Annotated in this window: 13 protein-coding genes; 8 read left to right on the top strand and 5 right to left on the bottom strand. The window is 55.4% G+C overall.

What is annotated here, in order from left to right; all coding sequences use genetic code 11:
- Positions 1–176 precede the first annotated feature (176 nt).
- The gene (locus AB3U87_RS11790) at positions 177–578 is read right to left on the bottom strand and encodes an H-NS family histone-like protein (RefSeq protein ID WP_253454512.1); all 402 of its coding nucleotides are present in this window, start codon (positions 576–578) and stop codon (positions 177–179) included.
- Positions 579–1,122: 544 nt separating this feature from the next.
- Here AB3U87_RS11790 and AB3U87_RS11785 point away from each other — a divergent pair.
- Positions 1,123–1,707, top strand: a complete 585-nt coding sequence (locus AB3U87_RS11785; RefSeq protein WP_253454513.1) for a hypothetical protein — start codon at positions 1,123–1,125, stop codon at positions 1,705–1,707.
- 132 nt (positions 1,708–1,839) lie between these two features.
- On the top strand, positions 1,840–2,205 hold the full coding sequence (locus AB3U87_RS11780) for a DUF6404 family protein (protein ID WP_253454514.1): 366 nt from the start codon (positions 1,840–1,842) through the stop codon (positions 2,203–2,205).
- A gap of 238 nt (positions 2,206–2,443) precedes the next feature.
- Here the strand turns inward: AB3U87_RS11780 and AB3U87_RS11775 are convergent, their stop codons facing one another.
- Entirely contained in the window at positions 2,444–3,466 is a 1,023-nt protein-coding gene (locus tag AB3U87_RS11775; RefSeq protein ID WP_394149127.1) for an isopenicillin N synthase family dioxygenase, read from the bottom strand.
- A 478-nt stretch (positions 3,467–3,944) separates the two neighbouring features.
- Between AB3U87_RS11775 and AB3U87_RS11770 the strand changes: the two genes are divergently transcribed.
- From AB3U87_RS11770 to dcuR, 4 genes are all read left to right on the top strand, one after another.
- Positions 3,945–5,039, top strand: a complete 1,095-nt coding sequence (locus AB3U87_RS11770) for a mechanosensitive ion channel family protein (RefSeq protein ID WP_370733930.1) — start codon at positions 3,945–3,947, stop codon at positions 5,037–5,039.
- Between the two features lie 224 nt (positions 5,040–5,263).
- Positions 5,264–6,229, top strand: coding sequence for a LysR family transcriptional regulator (locus AB3U87_RS11765; protein ID WP_253454518.1), 966 nt, complete (start codon positions 5,264–5,266; stop codon positions 6,227–6,229).
- A gap of 99 nt (positions 6,230–6,328) precedes the next feature.
- Positions 6,329–7,921: a sensor histidine kinase gene (locus tag AB3U87_RS11760; protein ID WP_394149124.1), complete on the top strand. Its 1,593-nt coding sequence runs from the start codon at positions 6,329–6,331 to the stop codon at positions 7,919–7,921.
- Complete coding sequence (gene dcuR, locus AB3U87_RS11755; RefSeq protein ID WP_253454520.1) at positions 7,918–8,631, top strand: two-component system response regulator DcuR; 714 nt, start codon at positions 7,918–7,920, stop codon at positions 8,629–8,631. Before AB3U87_RS11760 ends, dcuR begins: the two co-directional genes overlap by 4 nt.
- Here the strand turns inward: dcuR and AB3U87_RS11750 are convergent.
- Together AB3U87_RS11750 and AB3U87_RS11745 are read right to left on the bottom strand one after the other, a co-directional pair.
- Positions 8,612–9,577 (bottom strand): FAD:protein FMN transferase, encoded by a 966-nt coding sequence (locus AB3U87_RS11750; protein ID WP_369896067.1) that lies wholly within the window; start codon positions 9,575–9,577, stop codon positions 8,612–8,614. The genes dcuR and AB3U87_RS11750 overlap by 20 nt on opposite strands.
- Before the next feature lie 17 nt (positions 9,578–9,594).
- Positions 9,595–12,375 carry a flavocytochrome c gene (locus AB3U87_RS11745; protein WP_394149121.1) on the bottom strand — a complete coding sequence of 927 codons (2,781 nt, stop codon included), beginning with the start codon at positions 12,373–12,375 and terminating at the stop codon, positions 9,595–9,597.
- Positions 12,376–12,954: 579 nt separating this feature from the next.
- Here AB3U87_RS11745 and AB3U87_RS11740 point away from each other — a divergent pair.
- Together AB3U87_RS11740 and fumA are read left to right on the top strand one after the other, a co-directional pair.
- Positions 12,955–14,454: a DASS family sodium-coupled anion symporter gene (locus AB3U87_RS11740; protein ID WP_125289686.1), complete on the top strand. Its 1,500-nt coding sequence runs from the start codon at positions 12,955–12,957 to the stop codon at positions 14,452–14,454.
- 87 nt (positions 14,455–14,541) lie between these two features.
- Positions 14,542–16,188, top strand: coding sequence for a class I fumarate hydratase FumA (gene fumA, locus AB3U87_RS11735; RefSeq protein ID WP_394149119.1), 1,647 nt, complete (start codon positions 14,542–14,544; stop codon positions 16,186–16,188).
- Between the two features lie 389 nt (positions 16,189–16,577).
- Here fumA and AB3U87_RS11730 read toward each other — a convergent pair whose 3' ends face one another.
- Complete coding sequence (locus tag AB3U87_RS11730; RefSeq protein WP_253454524.1) at positions 16,578–17,744, bottom strand: type VI secretion system ImpA family N-terminal domain-containing protein; 1,167 nt, start codon at positions 17,742–17,744, stop codon at positions 16,578–16,580.
- Between the last annotated feature and the right edge of the window lie 476 nt (positions 17,745–18,220).

Raw genomic sequence — 18,220 nt, 5'->3', positions numbered from 1 at the left:
TGGGTGGTTTAGCGCAGCGATCGGTTTGCGGGGCCGGGATTTATAATCAAAGGAAGATACGCTTCAGCGCCAGAAGACCACTCTGCACGGCGTAATTGATATATTGCTCTTAAAGAGCCGTAAGGCAAAATAAGGCAGCCTTGACGTTCTGCCTTATTGGCCTGATATCCGATCGATTAGATCAGGAAATCGTGCAGCGACTGACCGTTTGCAATGGCATTCTTAACAGGTGTCGGCGTGCGGCCCTGCCCGGTCCAGTATCTGACTTCATTATTGCCGTCGAGGTACTTATATTTTGCGGGACGAGGCGCGCGCTTCTTTTTTGCACGGGCGACGGGCGGCAAATTATTGACCAGTTCTGTCGGTAAAATGCCGTCTTCAAGCATCAGTTCACGGTACATTGCCAGCTTTTCCGCTTTTTCGCGGGCTTCGGCTGCCTGCGCGCTGGCGGCTTCACGACGTTCATTCACGATAATTTTCAGCTTTGATAGTATCTCTTCAAGATCCTCTGTAGCCATATTGCGCGCCTGTGCACGTAGCGAACGGATATTTTTCAGGCTGCTCAGGGTAAAACTCATACATCATTTCCTTAAATCTACTGATTAATAAAACGGCGATCGTTCGCCGTCAGCGGCAAGGGTACCATTTATTGCGTTGTGATTTAAGTTGATGGGCGATAATCAGACGAGTCTGCGGGAATTATATGCAATTAATGTCCTGAAAAAAGGATATAACTTATGGATCCTGCCGGAATCGACATTTATCCGAAAAATGTATTCACTTTCAAAACTACTTGCCTGATTTATACTGATTGTGGAAGTAATTTCCGGCGTCCCGAATATCGTTACCTTTTTAAAAAAACCAAAATCGGGTCTGGTAGTATAAAAATCCCTACCGGTAATATCAAAGACAGTTGATATGTTTTATGCTACCAGCAGCAAGGTGGTTATTAGCCACCTGTCTAAAAACCATATTGGAAATTTATAAAATAACTGTAAAAAGATAGCTGAATCGCCTGTACGACAGATTCTCCGCCAGACCATTATTTCACTGAGCAGTCCTGTCGCATAACCTCTGGTAACTATATTAACAATTTCAACCTTTAAAAGGAGGTTTCGGAAAATGCAGCCTCAGAACGTTTGCCGGGAAGACAAGCGGTATCAGCTAACTGCTACGCTGAAAGCGCAAATAGCGGAGCAGCGGCTACACAGCAGGCTGTGGCGGAGGTTACTTAACCTGTTTATCAGCACTGACGAGCAACAAGCATACTCACAGTTGATAAGCAGTCAGGCCGGAATGAATGAGGAAAATGTCGACCAGCTTAAGGAACCTGAGAACCAAAGGATGCTTTGCGACGTGCGCACTAAAGAATGGCTTCAGTTGCAAATTGTGCAGAACGCACGGCTGACGGAACTTAACGCGCGGGCAGATGGCGAGATTATCGGCACTGTCGTTTCCGATTTCACTCTGGACACCGTGCTCTACCCTTTTGAAGCGAATCGGCAACAGTTTGCGCCTTGCCTTCCCGCAGTCATCTGCGCCGGGATCATGCATCGACAAAGCTGGCTGGAGGTAAGCGCCAGGCAAATACTTAGTGCCCTAATAAAGATCATCCAATTAATTAATAACAACTTCCAGGTCAACTTACTGGCTAATAATTTATTTTTACCGACGCATAAAGCGCAGACACCCTCTTTGGGGAGATAAATTAACCTGCTGGATTATAACTACTTTTTTCCCGTTCCGATGATGTTTCCAGAATTTTCTAAAAAATCTTAAAAAAAGTATATTTTTTGACCCTTCCGTTATAATTAGACAAAAGAAAAACAAGAGGGGGGTATGCAAATGACCGGGGACTCAGTTTTTGAAAAAAGAAAAAATCGTGCCATGGCGATTATGGAAGGCAGGGGGATGTGGCCCAGCATCTACGCCCCTCCGTGCCATATATTTCTGTGGCGGTTGGGGATCCATGTGCCTCCACCGCCCTTCTCAACATTCTGGACGAACTTTTTCAGCTTTGCCGTCGTCTATACGCCGTTCTGGGGGATAGTAATGTGGTTTATTTTCTGGAAATCTCAGGGAGCCACGCTGCTTTATGCCGCTACCTCGACGCTGATAGCCGGTCTGGTTTTCGGGGTGATTATGGCGGCGTTCCAGGAATGGCGAAAACGAGCTAATCACCTGCCAGCGTGGGAAAAGCTATAAAAACGCGGCTGCCGGGCCTGAATCCGGCAGCCGATTTCTCGTGGCCTTTTATACTGCCGCATCATCAGGCTATTAACAGGCGGCCGTCTTTACGCATGCCGTTTCCGGCATGCGGACCTCTTCCGCTGAGGTTCACTATAGCTTTCTTACCCCCTGTTATGTTGTTCCATCATGCCGAACCGCAGCAGCAGCGCTTATCAAAGGCAAATGGCCAATGCGCCTGTGGAGCGCATCTTTCTTAACAGTGCTCAGTGAAGTCTGCATAGAAGCGCTGCGCCACGTCGGGATGCGAGCGCAGCCGCCCTTTTAAATAGTTCCAGCCGACCTCCCGCAGCAGCGGATTTTGCGGATCGCTGTCCGGCCCCTGCGCCATGTTCGCCAGCGCTTCCGGCAGCTGATATACCGGCACCACGGCGTCAAGCTGGGCGCCAAGAAAAAAGGCGACAGATAAACGCTCCTGTTCCGTCTGCGGCGATACTACTCGGTGCACGGTGGCACGCAGATAGCCGTTGGTCGCCAGCTCAAGCAGCTCCCCAATATTGACTACAAACGAACCGGGTAAAGGCGTCGCCGCTGTCCATTCGCCAGGACGAACCTCAACCTCCAGACCTGGCTTATCATCCTGCAGCAGCAGCGTCAAAAAACCAGAATCCTTATGCGCACCCACGCCCTGACGCGATTCGCTGTCGGTGCGCCCCGGATAGCGGATCAGTTTGATATGTTCATTGGGGAAAGCGCCGTAAAGGCCGTCGAAAGCGTCCTGCGGCAGTTGCAGCGCCTCGGCGAAAGCACGCAGCAGTTTCAATGCGACCTCAGTCATTTCCTGCTGCCAGCGCGTTAGCACAAGTTGCAGTTCCGGCAGCGCTTGCGGCCACTGGTTAGGCCCCTGCATTCTTTGCCATGCCGGAATATCTGGCGAGACGGGTAACGCCTCTCGTTCCGCGCCGATATCGAACTGTTCGCGATAGTCAGGCTGATTACGGGTTATCTCTACGCCAGCAAGGTTATAGCCGCGAAAATGCGGCGAATTCGCCATTTTGACCCTGAGTTTCTCTTCCGGCGGTAAAGCAAAGAACGCGCGAGCAACCTGCTGCACTCTGTCGATCAACGGCTGGTTGATCCCATGATTGATCAGATAGAAAAACCCGACTTCACGTGCCGCCCGGGCAAGCGAGTCGAGCAAGGCTGAACGCTGCTGCGCCGATGCGGTTAATTGAGCGAAATCGATAACCGGAAGCGTTAACGGACTTTGTTGGCTCATGACTTTTATCCTGGCTGAAAGAGGCTTAGTTCCACATTGCCACTCCGCCTGTACTATCTCTACGAACTATTCATGCTATCTATATGCAAATATCAGAAGTCATTTTGCCTCGTTTATTACCTGCTCTTTGCGTTAAAACCCGACCAACTCCATCAGCAGAAACGGCTAAAACTTCCTGATAAGAATATAACTATCAGCCAGAAAATAAATACTCAGCCTGGCCCACCAGATTAATTATTAATTTTTATAGCAACTCAATGGAAAAGCTTATTATTACCCAGCCACCTGAAGCTGAAATAATAACCACAAAAACATGATACAGCCTTTTATAACAGCAAGTTAGATTAAAAAATCCCCACAAATATTTAAGTACAGCTTCATTTTAACAGTAAAATTTAATTAGCAATCAAAAAACAGCTATCCCTTTGAATTTTCTACTACACTTACTCTCTTACCCATTCAGAATAAAGGAGGCCGTGTGAAAGAAATCTTTCATACAAACTATTTGAAGTTGATTACGTCAGTGACCTTCTGGGGTAACATTCTGCTGGTAGTGGTGATCACCGCTGTGACTTTCTTCCTGATCCGCAAAGTTATCTCTCTGCTGGAAAAACGGATAGGCTCGTGGGCGGAAGATCATGAAAATCGCGTGGCGCACCGCGTCTTTCTGGACGTGCTGAAAAGAACCCGGGTCACGCTGATCTTTATCGCTTCTTTTCTGTTCAGCCTGCAGTTTATCGTGTTGCCCGGCCAGGTCAGCGGCACCATCCCGCACGCCTGGTTCCTGGTGCTGGCGCTGCAAATCGCGCTGTGGCTGGATCAGGCCGTGCAGTCCTGGCTGCGCTATTCGCTGACGAACTTCGGCCCGGACTCGCACCGCAATCCTGTCACTACCATCATTCTTGGGCTGCTGTTCCGGGCGCTGGTCTGGTCGGTGATGATCCTGTCGATACTCGCCAATGCGGGCGTCAATATTACCGCGCTGGTGGCAAGCCTGGGCGTCGGCGGTATCGCCATCGCGCTCGCGGTACAGACGGTGCTGAGCGACCTTTTCGCCTCTCTTTCAATCGGTATTGATAAGCCTTTTGAGATCGGCGACTTTGTGGTGTTTAACGACGTGGCGGGCACTATCGAACATATCGGGCTGAAAACCACGCGCATCCGCAGCCTGAGCGGCGAGCAGATCGTCTGTGCCAACGCCATCCTGCTGCAGCAAACCATCCACAACTATAAAAGGATGCAGACGCGCCGTATCGTCTTCAGCTTTGGCGTGCCGCTGGCGACATCGGCCGAGCAGCTGCGCAAGATTGGCCCCATGATTGAAGAGGTGATCGGCCGCATTGATAAAACCCGCTTTGACCGCGCGCACCTGGCCTCTTTCGAGTCCGATCGCATTATGTTTGAGGTGGTACATATCCTGAAGTTTTCCGACTATAACCAGTACATGGATATTCAGCAGGAGATTAACCTGCGGATCAAAGAGTATCTGGAAAAGACAGGTATTGGCCTGGCCGGGCCGCACCGTTTTGTGACCTTTGAAAATTCGCTGCCGCAGGAGGAACAGCCTGCCTGAGAAAGATAGCCGGTGCTGCCGGCTATTTTTGCCAGCGGGCGCGGCAAAAACCGTTCTCGCTGGCCGCGCGGCATTCTGACACCAGCCTGGCGATGAGTAACGCCGCTTTCAGTTAAAGAAGCGGCGTTGCCGGTTGCGTCTGATTAGCGAATATCATTAAACTTGGTCTCCTTTAGCACCGCCAGCGTTGCAGCATTGAATCTGGCTCATCACCTGGACGATCCATGCCCGTTAAACCCACAGCCGCGCTGTCACGCAGCGATCTCGCCGACCTGAACGCTTTTCGCATGGTGGAACGCCTGCGCAGCTTTACCAAAGCCGCCGTGGAGCTGGGCATTACTACCTCCGCGCTCAGCCACGCTATTCGCAATCTGGAAACGCGGCTGGGCGTGCGGCTGCTGAACCGCACCAGCCGCACCGTTGCCCCTACCGAAGCGGGCGCCAGCCTGGCGCGGCGGCTGAACGTCGGTTTTCAGGAGATCGGCGACGCGCTGGATGAGGTAAATCGCCTGCGCGATCGTCCGGCAGGCCGTCTGCGCCTGAATGTGCTGAGCGACGGTGCGCGACTGATTGTGGGCCGCTATCTGCCAAAGTTCCTCAGCAAGTATCCGGAGGTTGAGGTGGAAGTCTGCGTGGACGATCGCATGGTGGATATCGTGGCGGAAGGCTTCGACGCCGGTATCCGTTTTGGCGGCACCGTGCCGGAAGACTTAGTCGCCGTAAAGCTGGGCGCGGATCTGAAATGGGTTGCCGTCGCTGCGCCGCGCTATCTTTATCACCGCCCGCCGCTGCTGGAGCCTGAAGATCTTCGCGCGCATTCCTGTATCCGTATGCGCACCGGCCAGGGCGTGATCTATAAGTGGGAGTTTCGTCAGGGCAACGACTACCGCGTGATCGACGTGCCGGGACAAATTTGCGTCAGCGAAACCACGCTGGCGCTGGAGCTGGCGCTTGCCGGAACGGGTATCGCTTACTGTCTGGAAGACCGCGTAAAAGAGCCGTTGCTGAACGGCGCTCTGCACGTGGTATTGCCCGACTGGTCGCCCGTCGAACCTGCGCTATGCCTCTACTATCCGGGCCATCGGCGCGTGCCGCAGGGCCTGCGCGAACTGATTGCCCTGCTGCGCGAAGAAATAGCGGCAGAAGCACGGCGGGCGCCGCGCCAGATGACCTCAGGCGCTGTCGCCTGATGGCGCTCCGGCGACGGGCCGTCCGCTTTTTCCTGCCGGCGTCGTCCGCTATAGTAATCCTTCGCCAGCCCGTTTCGTCCCGCCAGTCATGGAGCGATCATGAGTAACCCGTCCCGTAAACGTCCACTGAAGCTCAGCACCTCCGTCAGCCTGATGGTCGGCGCGGTGCTCGCCGTGGTTTTGCTGATCGTTCATCTGTTCTATTTTTTCCAGATAAGCCATATCACCCGCACCGGCGTTAAGGATAAAGCGCTGGCGGTGGCGCGTACCCTGGCCGATTCTGCCGAAGTACAGCGCGGCCTGCTGCTGCCCGCCGATCGCAACATTATTCAGCCGCTTACTCAGGCGGTACAGGAAAGCAACCATTTGCTGTTTGTCGTGGTCACCGATATGCGCGGTATCCGCTATTCTCACCCTGATAAAACCGCCATCAACCGCCCTTTCATCGGCGAGGATTTGCAGCCGGCGCTGGCGGGTAAGGAAAACGTGTCGATCAATCGCGGCCAGCTGGCGCAGGCGCTACGCGTATTTACGCCGATTTACGATGCCCGGCAGCGGCAGATTGGCGTGGTGGCGGTAGGTATCTCGTTGAGCGAGGTCGCGCAGCAGATCGCGCGTACCCGCTGGTCGGTACTGTGGACGGCACTGTTCGGCGTGCTGGCGGGCGCTATCGGCACCTGGTGCCTGGTGCGGGCCTCCCGCCGCGTGCTCTCCGGTCTGGAGCCTTACGAGATTTCGATGCTGTATGAGCAGCGCCAGGCGATGCTGCAATCGATTAAGGAAGGCGTTATTGCGGTGGACGATCGCGTACAGGTCACGCTGATCAACCGCGCCGCGCAGCAGCTTTTTACCGAAGCGCGCCATCCGCAGGACGAAGCGCCCGGCCCGCTCATCGCCAACCTGCGCGAAGTGGTGCAAAGCGGCGTGCCGCAGCGCGACAGAGAGCTGCATTTCAAGGGGCGCGTGCTGCTCAGCAATACCATGCCGGTGCGCAGCAAGGGCATGATTATCGGCGCGGTCTGTACCTTCAGGGATAAAACCGAGGTCAGCCAGCTGGTGCAGCGGCTGGACGGCCTGGTCAACTATGTTGACGCGCTACGCGAGCGCTCGCATGAATTTATGAACAAGCTGCATGTGATCCTCGGCCTGCTGCATATGAAAAACTACCAGCAGCTGGAAAGCTATATCCTGAAAACCGCCAACGGCTATCAGACAGAGATTGGCTCGCTGCTGATGAAAATTAAATCGCCGGTGATTGCGGGCTTTCTGTTAAGCAAGATCGAACGCGTGACCGATCGTGGCCACCGGCTGATCGTCAGCGAGGACAGCCTGCTGCCGGACTGCGGCAGCGAAACGCAGTCCGCCGCGCTGATCACCATTCTGGGCAACCTGATTGAGAACGCGCTGGAGGCCGCAGACGGCCAGCCCGGCGGCGAAATCAGCGTGCTGCTGCACTATCAGAACGGCTGGCTGGCCTGCGAGGTCAGCGATGACGGGCCGGGCATCCCGGAACCAGATGCTATCTTTGAGAAAGGCGTTTCCAGCAAAGGAGACGATCGGGGCGTGGGCTTGTTCCTCGTCAAACAACAAACCGAAAGCCTTGGCGGAAAAATTATTGTAGAGTCCGAACCCGGCGTTTATACGCAATTTTTAGTCCAACTGCCCTGGGATAGAGGAAACAAAAGCGCATGATTAACGTGTTAGTCGTCGATGATGACGCCATGGTCGCCGAGTTGAACCGCTGCTATATCGGCCAGCTGGAAGGATTTCACTGCGTGGGCATAGCCTCGACCCTGCAACAGGCAAAGGAGATGGCGCTGCATGGCGGCATTGATTTGATCCTGCTGGATATCTATTTGCAGCAGGAGAGCGGGCTGGATCTGCTGCCCGCGCTGCGCCAGGCGAAGCAGGCGGTGGATGTAATTGTGATCTCTTCCGCCGCCGATGCCGATACCGTCAGGCAATCGCTGCACTACGGCGTGGTGGACTATCTGATCAAGCCTTTCCAGTTCTCGCGTTTTGAAGAGGCGCTGACCGGCTGGCGTCGCCGCAAGACGCTGATGGACAGCCAGCCCTGGTATCAGCAGGCCGATGTGGATCGGCTGCTCCACGGCGACAGGGATGCGCCAGCCGAAGGCAAACGCCTGCCGAAAGGCCTGACGCCGCAGACGCTGCGCACGCTCTGCCAGTGGATTGACGCGCATCCGGCGGAAGAGTTCTCTACCGACGAGCTGGCCGCAGCGGTCAACATCTCCCGCGTCTCCTGCCGCAAATACCTGATCTGGCTGGCGCAGTGCCATATACTCTTTACCAGCATCCACTATGGCGCAACCGGCAGGCCGGTCTACCGCTATCGGCTACAGGCCGAATACAGCGAGCTGCTTAAACAGTACTGTCAATAACCCGCCAGCGCTCGTCCAGCAGCCGGAAAGGCTGTTGGGTTGCCAGCACTACCTGCTGCTCTCGCGTCACGAAAATGGCCTCGATCTGCGGATAATCCTTCAGGAAAACAAGGCTCTGTTCTACGCCCAAGCCATACAGCAGCGTGGTAAAAATATCGCCGTCGAGCGAACGGTCAGAAATGACCGTTACGCCGAGCAGCTCGTTGTCCAGCGGATAACCGGTTTGCGGATTGAGGATATGGTGATAGCGGCGGCCGTTCAGCTCGAAGTAGCGCTCATACACGCCCGACGTCACCACCGATTTATTGCTGACGGCGACGCTGCCGATCAGCGCGCCCGGCTCGCCAAAAGGCAGCTGCACGCCTATCGCCCATGCCGTTTCGCCTGCGGGTGCATCAAGCGTTTGCAGGTTACCGCCAAGGTTGATCAGCCCGCAGAAGCAGCCACGCTGATGCAGAAAATCCCTGACCACGTCGGCGATATAGCCTTTGGCTATCGCGCCCAGATCGATCTCCATGCCGGGCTGCGGCAGAAACACCGTCTGCTGCTGCTCGTCCAGCTGCACGCGGGCGGGATCGGTTAATGCCAGCAGCGCCTGTAGCTCGTGCGCGGGCGGCACGCTGTCGCCCTGAAAACCGATTTTCCAGCGCTTGACCAGCGGCCCGATAGCGAAGTTGAAACAGCTTCCGGCCAGCAGGCTCACTTCCCTGGCGCGTTTGATCAGCGCAAACACCGGCGCGCTGACCGCAACGGGATGGCTGCCCGCCGCCGCGTTCACCGCCATCAGCTGCGAACCGGCACGATTCACGGTAAACAGATTTTCCTGCTGGCGGATCAGGCGGAACACGTCGCCCGCCAGCTTTTCGTCGTGCTCCGCCAGCTTCAGCAGGATGGGCGAGCCCATCAGCACCGCAGAGTAAGCGTAAAGTCGCGCGTCAGCTGGCATCGTGGCTCTCCGGTGTGTTAATGATGCAGGGCGAAATCAGCCGCGTGACGTCCGGCCAGCGTGCCGAAGATAATGATATCGGCAATAGCGTTGCCGCCGATACGGTTACCGCCGTGAATGCCGCCGACGACTTCACCCGCCGCCCATGCCCCGGCAATAACCTGCTGCTGCTCATCCAGCACGGCGGTATCGCTGTTGATGGTGACGCCGCCCATCGTATGGTGCACGCCGGGCGCGATGCGGATGGCGTAAAACGGCCCCTGGTTCAGCGGATGGCGCATCGCGGTCTGACGACCGAAATCCTCATCCTGCTGGCGCTCGACAAACAGGTTGTAGCGCTCCAGCGTCGCCAGCAGCGCGTGCAGATCCATATTGAGCTTGATCGCCAGCTCCTGCGGCGAAGACGCGCTGACCACAAAGCCTTTGGCAAGGTATTCGTCGGCCGCCTTGTTGTTCAGCCTGACCTGTTCGTCAAAAATCACCCAGGCGCTTTTCTCCGGCAGCGCGATAATATCCGCCGACACTTTATCGCGGGTCGCCATCTCGTTGCAGAAACGGTGTCCCGCCTGGCTGACCAGAATGGCGCCGCCGCCGCGAATCGATTCGGAGATCAGATAGGAGGTGGTTTGCTCTACCGTTGGATGGATTTGGATTTCGCCCATATCCACCGTGCCCGCGCCAAGTTTTTGCAGCAGCGCGATACCGCTGCCGGTCGCGCCCTTATGGTTAGTGGTGACAAAGCCGTCCAGCTCCGGCCGGTAATGGGTGACCAGCTCGCGGTTGGCGCTGAAGCCGCCGGTGGCAACGATGACGCTGCGGGCGTTAAGAATGCGGCTGTCATAATATTCATCGACCACCTTCACGCCGCTGACCCTGCCGTCGGTATAAATGATCTCTTCCACCGAGGTTTCCAGCAGCACCTCGATATTGCGCTGGTTAATGTTTTTCACCAGGCCGCTGATCAGAAAGCCCCCTACTGCCGAGCGGTCTGCCGGACGATGGGTGCGGTCGATGCTCATGCCGCCGGTGATGGTGATATCGTTCAGCTCAATGCCTTTCGCCGCCAGCCATTCGATAGCCTCAGGCGCCAGCTCCACAAACTCTTTCAACAGCACGGGATTGTTTTTGAAATGGCCGCCTTTCAGGGTTTCTTCATAGAACAGCGTTTTGCTGTCCTTGATGCCTTTCAGCTTCTGGAAGCGCGTTTCCGCCGCGTTCATGCCTACCGAGGCCTTGATGGTATTGCCGCCGATGGTCGGCATTTTTTCGATAATGGCCACGCGCGCGCCTTCGTCATGCGCCTGGATAGCCGCCGCCAGGCCCGCGCCGCCGCTGCCGATAACCACCACGTCGTAGTTTTGCGGCGCCTGCGGATTGCCGCCCTCTTCTATTACATGCTCTTTGCTGGAGGTAGCGAGCGCCCGCGAAACCGCTTTTTTCAGGGCTTCACTTTGGGTGGTGGCGCCGGTAATCGCATCCACATGCGGGCTGTTAGCAACCAGAATGCGGTTGCGCAGGCTTTCGAACGTGGTGGTGAAATCGACGTCGAGCGTATCGTCCGGCACCAGCGTGATATCGGTAATGCGATCGGTATCCAGCGCGACGTTGATTTTTAGCTTCAGCGCCTCCGCCTCGACTTTTTCCTGATAAACGCCCGCTTTATATTTGCGGCCGGTCGCGCTCATATCGCGGATCATCGCATCCACCAGCGAGAAGCGCCACAGCGGCTCAGGGATTTTCAGCGCCTCGCGCCGGTTGCTGTCGATATAGAGTTCCAGATGGTCGTTGTGAATAATGCGATCGGCCCAGTCAGGATAGGCGATGCAGGCTTTGCCGATTGCCACCAGATCGAAACCGTGCTCCAGCCCGCTTTCGGCATCGGCTTTATTCACCACGCCGCCGACGCCGATCACCGGAATTTTTGCCAGCGTTTCGGAGCGCATAGCGCGGAATTTGGTAATCAGCGGCGTGGGATCCTGGGTGTCGACGATAGAAGGCCGCAGCAGCTGCCCTACGGAAAAATGCACGTAGTCCAGCCCGCGCTCGGCGAGTTTTTCCAGCAGATACATCGTGTCGTCAAAGCGAATACCGGGGACTTCCAGCTCTTCCGGCGAGAAACGATAGCCGATGATAAAGGTATCGTCCGCGAAGCGTTCGGCCATTTTATGCGTGATATCCAGCACCGCCAGCGGGAAGCGCGTGCGGTTATCGCGGCTGCCGCCCCACTGGTCGTCGCGCTGGTTGGAATTGGGCGAATAGAACTGCTGGATCAGGTAGGTGTTCGCGCAGTGCAGCTCCACGCCGTCGAAGCCGGCCTTGATGGCGCGGTTCACCGCGTCACCGAATTTGGTGATCATCACCTCAACTTCTTCGCCGGTCAGCGCCTGCGGCGTGGTGGCGCCTTCACGCGGCGCGGCGATGGCGCTGGGCGCAACCGGCGTTCTGCCGCCGATCAGCTCCGGCTCCACCATCCTGCCGCCGTGATAAATTTGCAGAATAGCCTGCGAGCCTTTGGATTTGATCGCGCTTGCTATCCGCGCCAGGCCCGCGATTTTGTTATCGCTGTCAATGCCTATCGCGCCGGGAAATGCCGGCCCTTTGGGATCAATAAAACAGCACTCCACGATCACCGCGCCCAGGCTGCCGGCACGTTCGCGATAATACTCTACCAGTTCACTGGTGACGGTGCCGTCGTAGAATCCCGTACAGGTGGTCATTGGCGCCATTACCAGACGGTTTTTTAATACGGCGCCATTCGGCAGCGTCAGCGGATTAAGGATCGGGGTGAGCGTGTTCATTATTATCGACTCCAAAATTTAAATTTTTGAACCGTGTTACATAAGAAACGTTTTCGCTTAATTAACGGGTTCTGCTTTATGCAATAAATATATCAATTCTGGATTTATTAAATCGGTTAATTTAGTTATTAAACTTTTTAAATTACCAGAAACAATTACCGCATTATGTCACGCCGTCACCGCTCTGATTGTTACTCATTAGTTAACTAAAAGCAAATTCCAATTGCCACCTAAAAATAAAACCAATAAAATCAATACGATAAAAATAGCACCAGCTATTTCAGGAAATAAAAACGTAACAGTAAACTGCTCTACACGTAACAATTTTGGGAAGGCAACCAGGGAAAATGCATTTTCCAAAAAAAAGAACAAAATGGCTGGAAATATTTATTGATCCAGATCAATATTATTATTCAGGGCGACCTGCATTATCTTCACAGTTCCTTAATAGTATGTTAAAAACATGTTTAAAAAGGTCATCCTGTCACCAGGGTCGCGGTAAATAAGCCCGTTTAAAAAGGGCGTAGCCATTAACCGGGACATATCTCTTTTATTACTGTTAACTTGCAGATCAACACTATGAAAACAAAATCAACGTCGAGTGGATCGCCCGCCTCACCGGGAACCAAAAAACGTCTTGTTATGCTTTTTCTGCCCGTGCTGGTCACGGTGCTGCTGCTGCTGACGCCGGTCCCCGGCGGGCTGGAGCCTTACGCCTGGCGCTTCTTCGCGGTGTTCGTCGGCGTCATCGTTGGCCTGATCTTCGAACCGTTGCCCGGTGCGGTGATCGGCCTGACCGGGGTGGTGGTCATTGCCCTGTTCAGCCACTGGCTGCTGTTCAGTCCGGCCGAGCTGGCCGACCCCAAATTCCAGGCCGCCACGCAGTCCTTTAAATGGGCGGTCAGCGGGTTCGGCAACTCTACGGTCTGGCTGATTTTCGGCGCGTTTATGTTCGCTGCGGGTTATGACAAGACGCAGTTTGGCCGCCGTCTGGCGCTGATCCTGGTGAAGTATCTGGGGCGACGCAGCCTGACGCTGGGCTACGCTATTACCTTCGCCGATCTGCTGCTGGCGCCTTTTACCCCGTCCAACACGGCGCGCAGCGGCGGGACTATCTACCCGATTATCGCTAACCTGCCGCCGCTGTACGGTTCCAAACCCAACGATCCCAGCGCGCGTAAAATTGGTTCTTATTTGATGTGGGTGGCGATCACCGCAGCCTGTATTACCAGCTCAATGTTCCTGTCGGCGCTCGCGCCTAACCTGCTGGCGCTGGCGCTGGTGAAAAGCATCGTGGGCTTCGATATCTCCTGGGGGAACTGGTTCCTCGCCTTCCTGCCACTGGGCCTGCTGCTGATCTTAACCATGCCTTTACTGGCCTACTGGTTCTATCCGCCGGAAGTGAAGATCAACGACGAGGTGCCGCGCTGGGCAAAAAGCGAGCTGGAAAAACTGGGCAAGCTGTCGCGCAACGAAATGCTGCTGCTGCTGTTTGTCTGCTGCGCGCTGCTGATGTGGATTTTCGCCACCAGCTGGATTGAACCGGCCATGGCGGCGCTGCTGGTCGTGGTGCTGATGCTGTGGACGGGCGTACTGAACTGGAACGATATCACCAGCAATAAACCGGCCTGGAACACCTTCGCCTGGTTCGCCACGCTGGTGGCGCTGGCGGATGGCCTGGCGCGCGTCGGCTTTATCGCCTGGCTGGGCAAAGAAGGCGGCCAGCTGCTGACCGGCATCGATCCGCAAGTGGCGGCCGTGATGCTGCTGGTGGCCTTCTTCCTGCTGCACTACCTTTTTGCCAGCACCACCGCTCATACCACCGCGCTGCTGCCGGCCATGCTGACCATCGCTGCCGCCATTCCGGGCATCAATATGCCGGTCTACTGCCTGATGATGGTGACCTCGCTCGGCGTGATGGGGATTATCACCCCATACGGCACCGGCCCCAGCCCAATCTACTACGGCAGCGGCTATCTGCCGACCAAAGACTACTGGCGGCTTGGCACTATTTTCGGCGCGATTTTCCTCGGCGGCATGATGCTGATTGCCTATCCGTGGATGGTCATGATGTTCTGACCGTAAAAAAACCAGGCTGACGGGCCTTTTCCGGCCCCGGCCTCTTTCCTTGCCGTGGCGCACGCTACGGCTTACCAGGTGAGCAAAATGTCAAACAAACCTTTCGTCTATCAGAACCCTTTTCCTCTCGCCCCTGACGAAACCGAATACTATCTGCTGAGCAGCGATCACGTTTCCGTCAGCGAATTCGCCGGTCAGGAAGTGCTGAAAGTCGAGCCGGAAGCGCTGACTTTGCTGGCGCAGCAGGCGTTTCACGATGCCGCTTTTATGCTGCGTCCCGCACATCAGCGCCAGGTCGCCGCCATTCTGAGCGATCCGGAGGCCAGCGAGAACGACAAGTATGTGGCGCTGCAATTTTTAAGAAACTCCGAGATCGCGGCGAAAGGCGTGCTGCCAACCTGCCAGGATACCGGCACGGCCATTATTATGGGCAAAAAAGGCCAGCGCGTCTGGACCGGCGGCGGCGATGAAGCGGCGCTGTCGCAGGGGGTTTACAACACCTACAGCCAGGATAATCTGCGCTACTCGCAGAACGTCGCGCTGGATATGTATCGCGAGATCAATACCGGTACTAACCTGCCTGCGCAGATCGACCTCTACAGCGTGGACGGCGATGAGTATAAATTTCTCTGCATGGCTAAAGGCGGCGGCTCCGCCAACAAAACCTACCTGTGGCAGGAGACGCGCGCTCTGCTCAACCCCGGCAGGCTGGAGGCCTGGCTGACCGAGAAAATGCGCACGCTGGGCACGGCGGCCTGCCCGCCTTACCATATCGCCTTTGTGATCGGCGGCACCTCGGCCGAAAGCACCCTGAAAACGGTCAAGCTGGCCTCAACGCACTACTATGACGGCCTGCCGTTTGAAGGCAATGAGCATGGCCAGGCGTTCCGCGATCGCGAGCTGGAGCAGGCGCTGCTGGCGGCCGCGCAGAAGCTGGGGCTGGGCGCCCAATTCGGCGGCAAATACTTCGCCCACGATATTCGGGTGATCCGCCTGCCGCGCCACGGCGCTTCCTGCCCGGTCGGCATGGGCGTTTCCTGCTCCGCCGACCGCAATATCAAAGCGAAAATCAACCGCGAGGGCATCTGGATTGAAAAGCTGGAGGATAATCCGGGACGCTATATTCCGGCCGAACTGCGCCAGCAGGGTGAAGGCGAGGTGCATCAGATTAACCTCAACCGGCCGATGGAAGAGGTGCTGGCGCAGCTGTCGCGCTTCCCGGTTTCTACCCGGCTTTCGCTAAGCGGTACCATTATCGTGGCGCGCGATATTGCCCATGCGAAGTTCGCCGAACGGCTGGAAAGAGGCGAAGGTTTACCGCAGTACCTGAAAGATCACCCCGTTTACTACGCCGGCCCGGCCAAAACCCCCGAAGGCTATGCTTCCGGCTCGCTTGGCCCGACGACCGCCGGACGAATGGATTCTTATGTCGATCGTTTACAGGCCAACGGCGGCAGCCTGATTATGCTGGCGAAAGGCAACCGCAGCCAGCAGGTGACCGATGCCTGTCGCGAACACGGTGGCTTTTACCTGGGCAGTATCGGCGGCCCGGCGGCGGTGCTGGCGCAGCAGAGTATCAAGAGCCTGGAGTGCGTGGAATACCCGGAACTGGGTATGGAAGCAGTGTGGAAGATTGAGGTGGAAAACTTCCCGGCGTTTATCCTGGTCGATGATAAAGGCAACGACTTTTTCACGCTGATTGCGCAAAATCAGTGCGGTAAATGCGCTAAATAATCAGCGGCCCCTTTATCGAATAAAGGAGCCAGCCATGAGCGCGCCAGATAAAGGCTGCTGGCGCGCTAATACAACGACAGTGCCCTGCCCGTTACATGCCCTGTAAATTCGCTTCTTATCCACCCTGTTTATTTGCTGGCGCTACTTATCCCCTGTAAAAAATAACCTACACCCCATCTCTGGGGGAAACAGAAGCGCGCAGTAAAAATGAACCTGATAAAATACCACAGGGTTATTTTTGAAAAACGACTGGTAAAACAAGCGGGTCTTGTTACGAGCCTGGCTATAACGATGAAAAGCTCCGTTAAGAAACAGAACACATATTCCGTCCATCTTCTTTATACTATTTCAGGAAAACGTCATTCGTTTAAAAAGAAGCGCGCAGGCTATTATTTATTATTCTCCGAAGCGTCTTTACTGGCAGACTGAAGAATAAGCGCGTAGCGCGCCAGCAGCTGTTTTAAGCGATTCTCTATTTTCCCTCTTAATACCGGCGATAGCGGATTCGACTCAAGCTGACGCAACAGCTCCTCTGCGGGCTGCATCGCTTCCAGAGGCTGCCGAAGAGTGACCAGCTGAGCCTCGAATTCCGTATAGGTAAGACAGCCAGCGCGCTGCTCCTCCGGCACCTTCACCAGCGCCAGCATTTTTTTTAATCTCAACCGTGCCGTATGCCACAGCACCAGCTGCTCCCTGGGCAGCGCGGCCAGCATAACGGCCTCCTGCCAGTTTTTATCCTGGCCGCCCAGCTCTGGCGTAACCTGGCGGGCCAGCAGAGCAATCCGCTGCGCTTTATCCGGCTCGGGCTGCATCAGCTGCAAAGCCCACGAGCCTAAAGCGCACAGCAGGCAGGCGACAACCATGCCGGCAAAAAAGCCCCGGCTACGCTCCCAAAAACTAAAACTGACCGTGAGCGCGCCAGAGCTGGTCATATCACCCGGCACGTAAACCAGCGGCGTGAACTCATCGCTACGGCCAGCCCGCGCCAGGGTCGCCCTCGTCAGCATGGTCCGGTCAGTTTTGAGCTGGCGTTCCGGCACGGTAAGCTGCGCTATAAGCTCGCTGATTTGGATATTCAGGCGATCAAGCTGGCTCAGATGCTTGTAGGCCAGCACCTCAAGCGTGTTGACATTTTGTTCCAGCTGCGCCTGCAGTCGGTAAAGCAGATCGAGATCGCTCGCTTCCGGCTGAAGCTCCTTAAGCCGTTGTTGCATCCCGGCGCTCAGCCAGGTCACAATCGCCAGCCGGGCGGAAAGCGGCTGCGGCCAGAGCGTCGGCCACTGATGTTTCATCATTGCCGTAATGATTTCAAACCCTTCGCACAATCCCGGCAGCCCGGCGCTGTGCGCCCTGGCCAGCGTATACCAGGCCACGCTTTGCAAATCCATGCCGTTCGCCCGAAAAAGCGCGATCGCGAGCGCCTCCACGCGCTGCCAGTCCGGGCCTGACTCGCCAGGCTGATTGAGCAAGGCGATTTCCTGCCGCAGGGCGGAAAATTCCGCCAGCGCGCGAGGATCGCCGCCTGTCTGCAAAATATTGTCGCCGTGTGTTGTCATGCCGGTTGTTCCTTTTTTCCAATAATTCTGTCAATCCCTGAATGGACCTCAAGCGTTTGCGTCAATATACTTTCCCACGTCACGATAAAAAATTTTCCTCAGGACAGAGGATAAAACCGTGATGTCACCCTAAAGTCACCTGTAATATATTAACCATAATAGTGATTTGCAAAAGTAATTTATCGTTCCTCGTTGCAATGAGGATGCTTCTTCACAAAACAGGCGGCTTTTATTTTCATTATTTCACCATCCGATCTTTTTCAGTAACATAAAGCGGCGGCTTGTTGGCAAGCGTAGCAAACAGCCCGCTAAAAAATTATCGAAAAAAGATCCTTCATAAAACCACCGTTCCAGTTAGCGGGTTGTTTTTTACGGACGGCCGCTGATATCAGATGGCTTTCAGGAAGCTATTAGCCGCCGCATCCTGAATAAGCCATTTTTACTTTATTTGCTTAATAGATTTGATTAAATATTTC

Origin of the sequence: Erwinia plantamica (assembly GCF_043420595.1) — a bacterium.
GTDB lineage: Bacteria > Pseudomonadota > Gammaproteobacteria > Enterobacterales > Enterobacteriaceae > Erwinia > Erwinia aeris.
This window is presented reverse-complemented; position numbering and strand designations above follow the sequence as displayed.

Coding starts and splice junctions, on each gene's coding strand:
- AB3U87_RS11790 (WP_253454512.1), bottom strand. CDS start 578: ATGAGTTTTACCCTGAGCAGCCTGAAAAATATCCGTTCGCTACGTGCA.
- AB3U87_RS11785 (WP_253454513.1), top strand. CDS start 1,123: ATGCAGCCTCAGAACGTTTGCCGGGAAGACAAGCGGTATCAGCTAACT.
- AB3U87_RS11780 (WP_253454514.1), top strand. CDS start 1,840: ATGCAAATGACCGGGGACTCAGTTTTTGAAAAAAGAAAAAATCGTGCC.
- AB3U87_RS11775 (WP_394149127.1), bottom strand. CDS start 3,466: ATGAGCCAACAAAGTCCGTTAACGCTTCCGGTTATCGATTTCGCTCAA.
- AB3U87_RS11765 (WP_253454518.1), top strand. CDS start 5,264: ATGCCCGTTAAACCCACAGCCGCGCTGTCACGCAGCGATCTCGCCGAC.
- AB3U87_RS11760 (WP_394149124.1), top strand. CDS start 6,329: ATGAGTAACCCGTCCCGTAAACGTCCACTGAAGCTCAGCACCTCCGTC.
- dcuR (WP_253454520.1), top strand. CDS start 7,918: ATGATTAACGTGTTAGTCGTCGATGATGACGCCATGGTCGCCGAGTTG.
- AB3U87_RS11750 (WP_369896067.1), bottom strand. CDS start 9,577: ATGCCAGCTGACGCGCGACTTTACGCTTACTCTGCGGTGCTGATGGGC.
- AB3U87_RS11745 (WP_394149121.1), bottom strand. CDS start 12,375: ATGAACACGCTCACCCCGATCCTTAATCCGCTGACGCTGCCGAATGGC.
- AB3U87_RS11740 (WP_125289686.1), top strand. CDS start 12,955: ATGAAAACAAAATCAACGTCGAGTGGATCGCCCGCCTCACCGGGAACC.
- fumA (WP_394149119.1), top strand. CDS start 14,542: ATGTCAAACAAACCTTTCGTCTATCAGAACCCTTTTCCTCTCGCCCCT.
- AB3U87_RS11730 (WP_253454524.1), bottom strand. CDS start 17,744: ATGACAACACACGGCGACAATATTTTGCAGACAGGCGGCGATCCTCGC.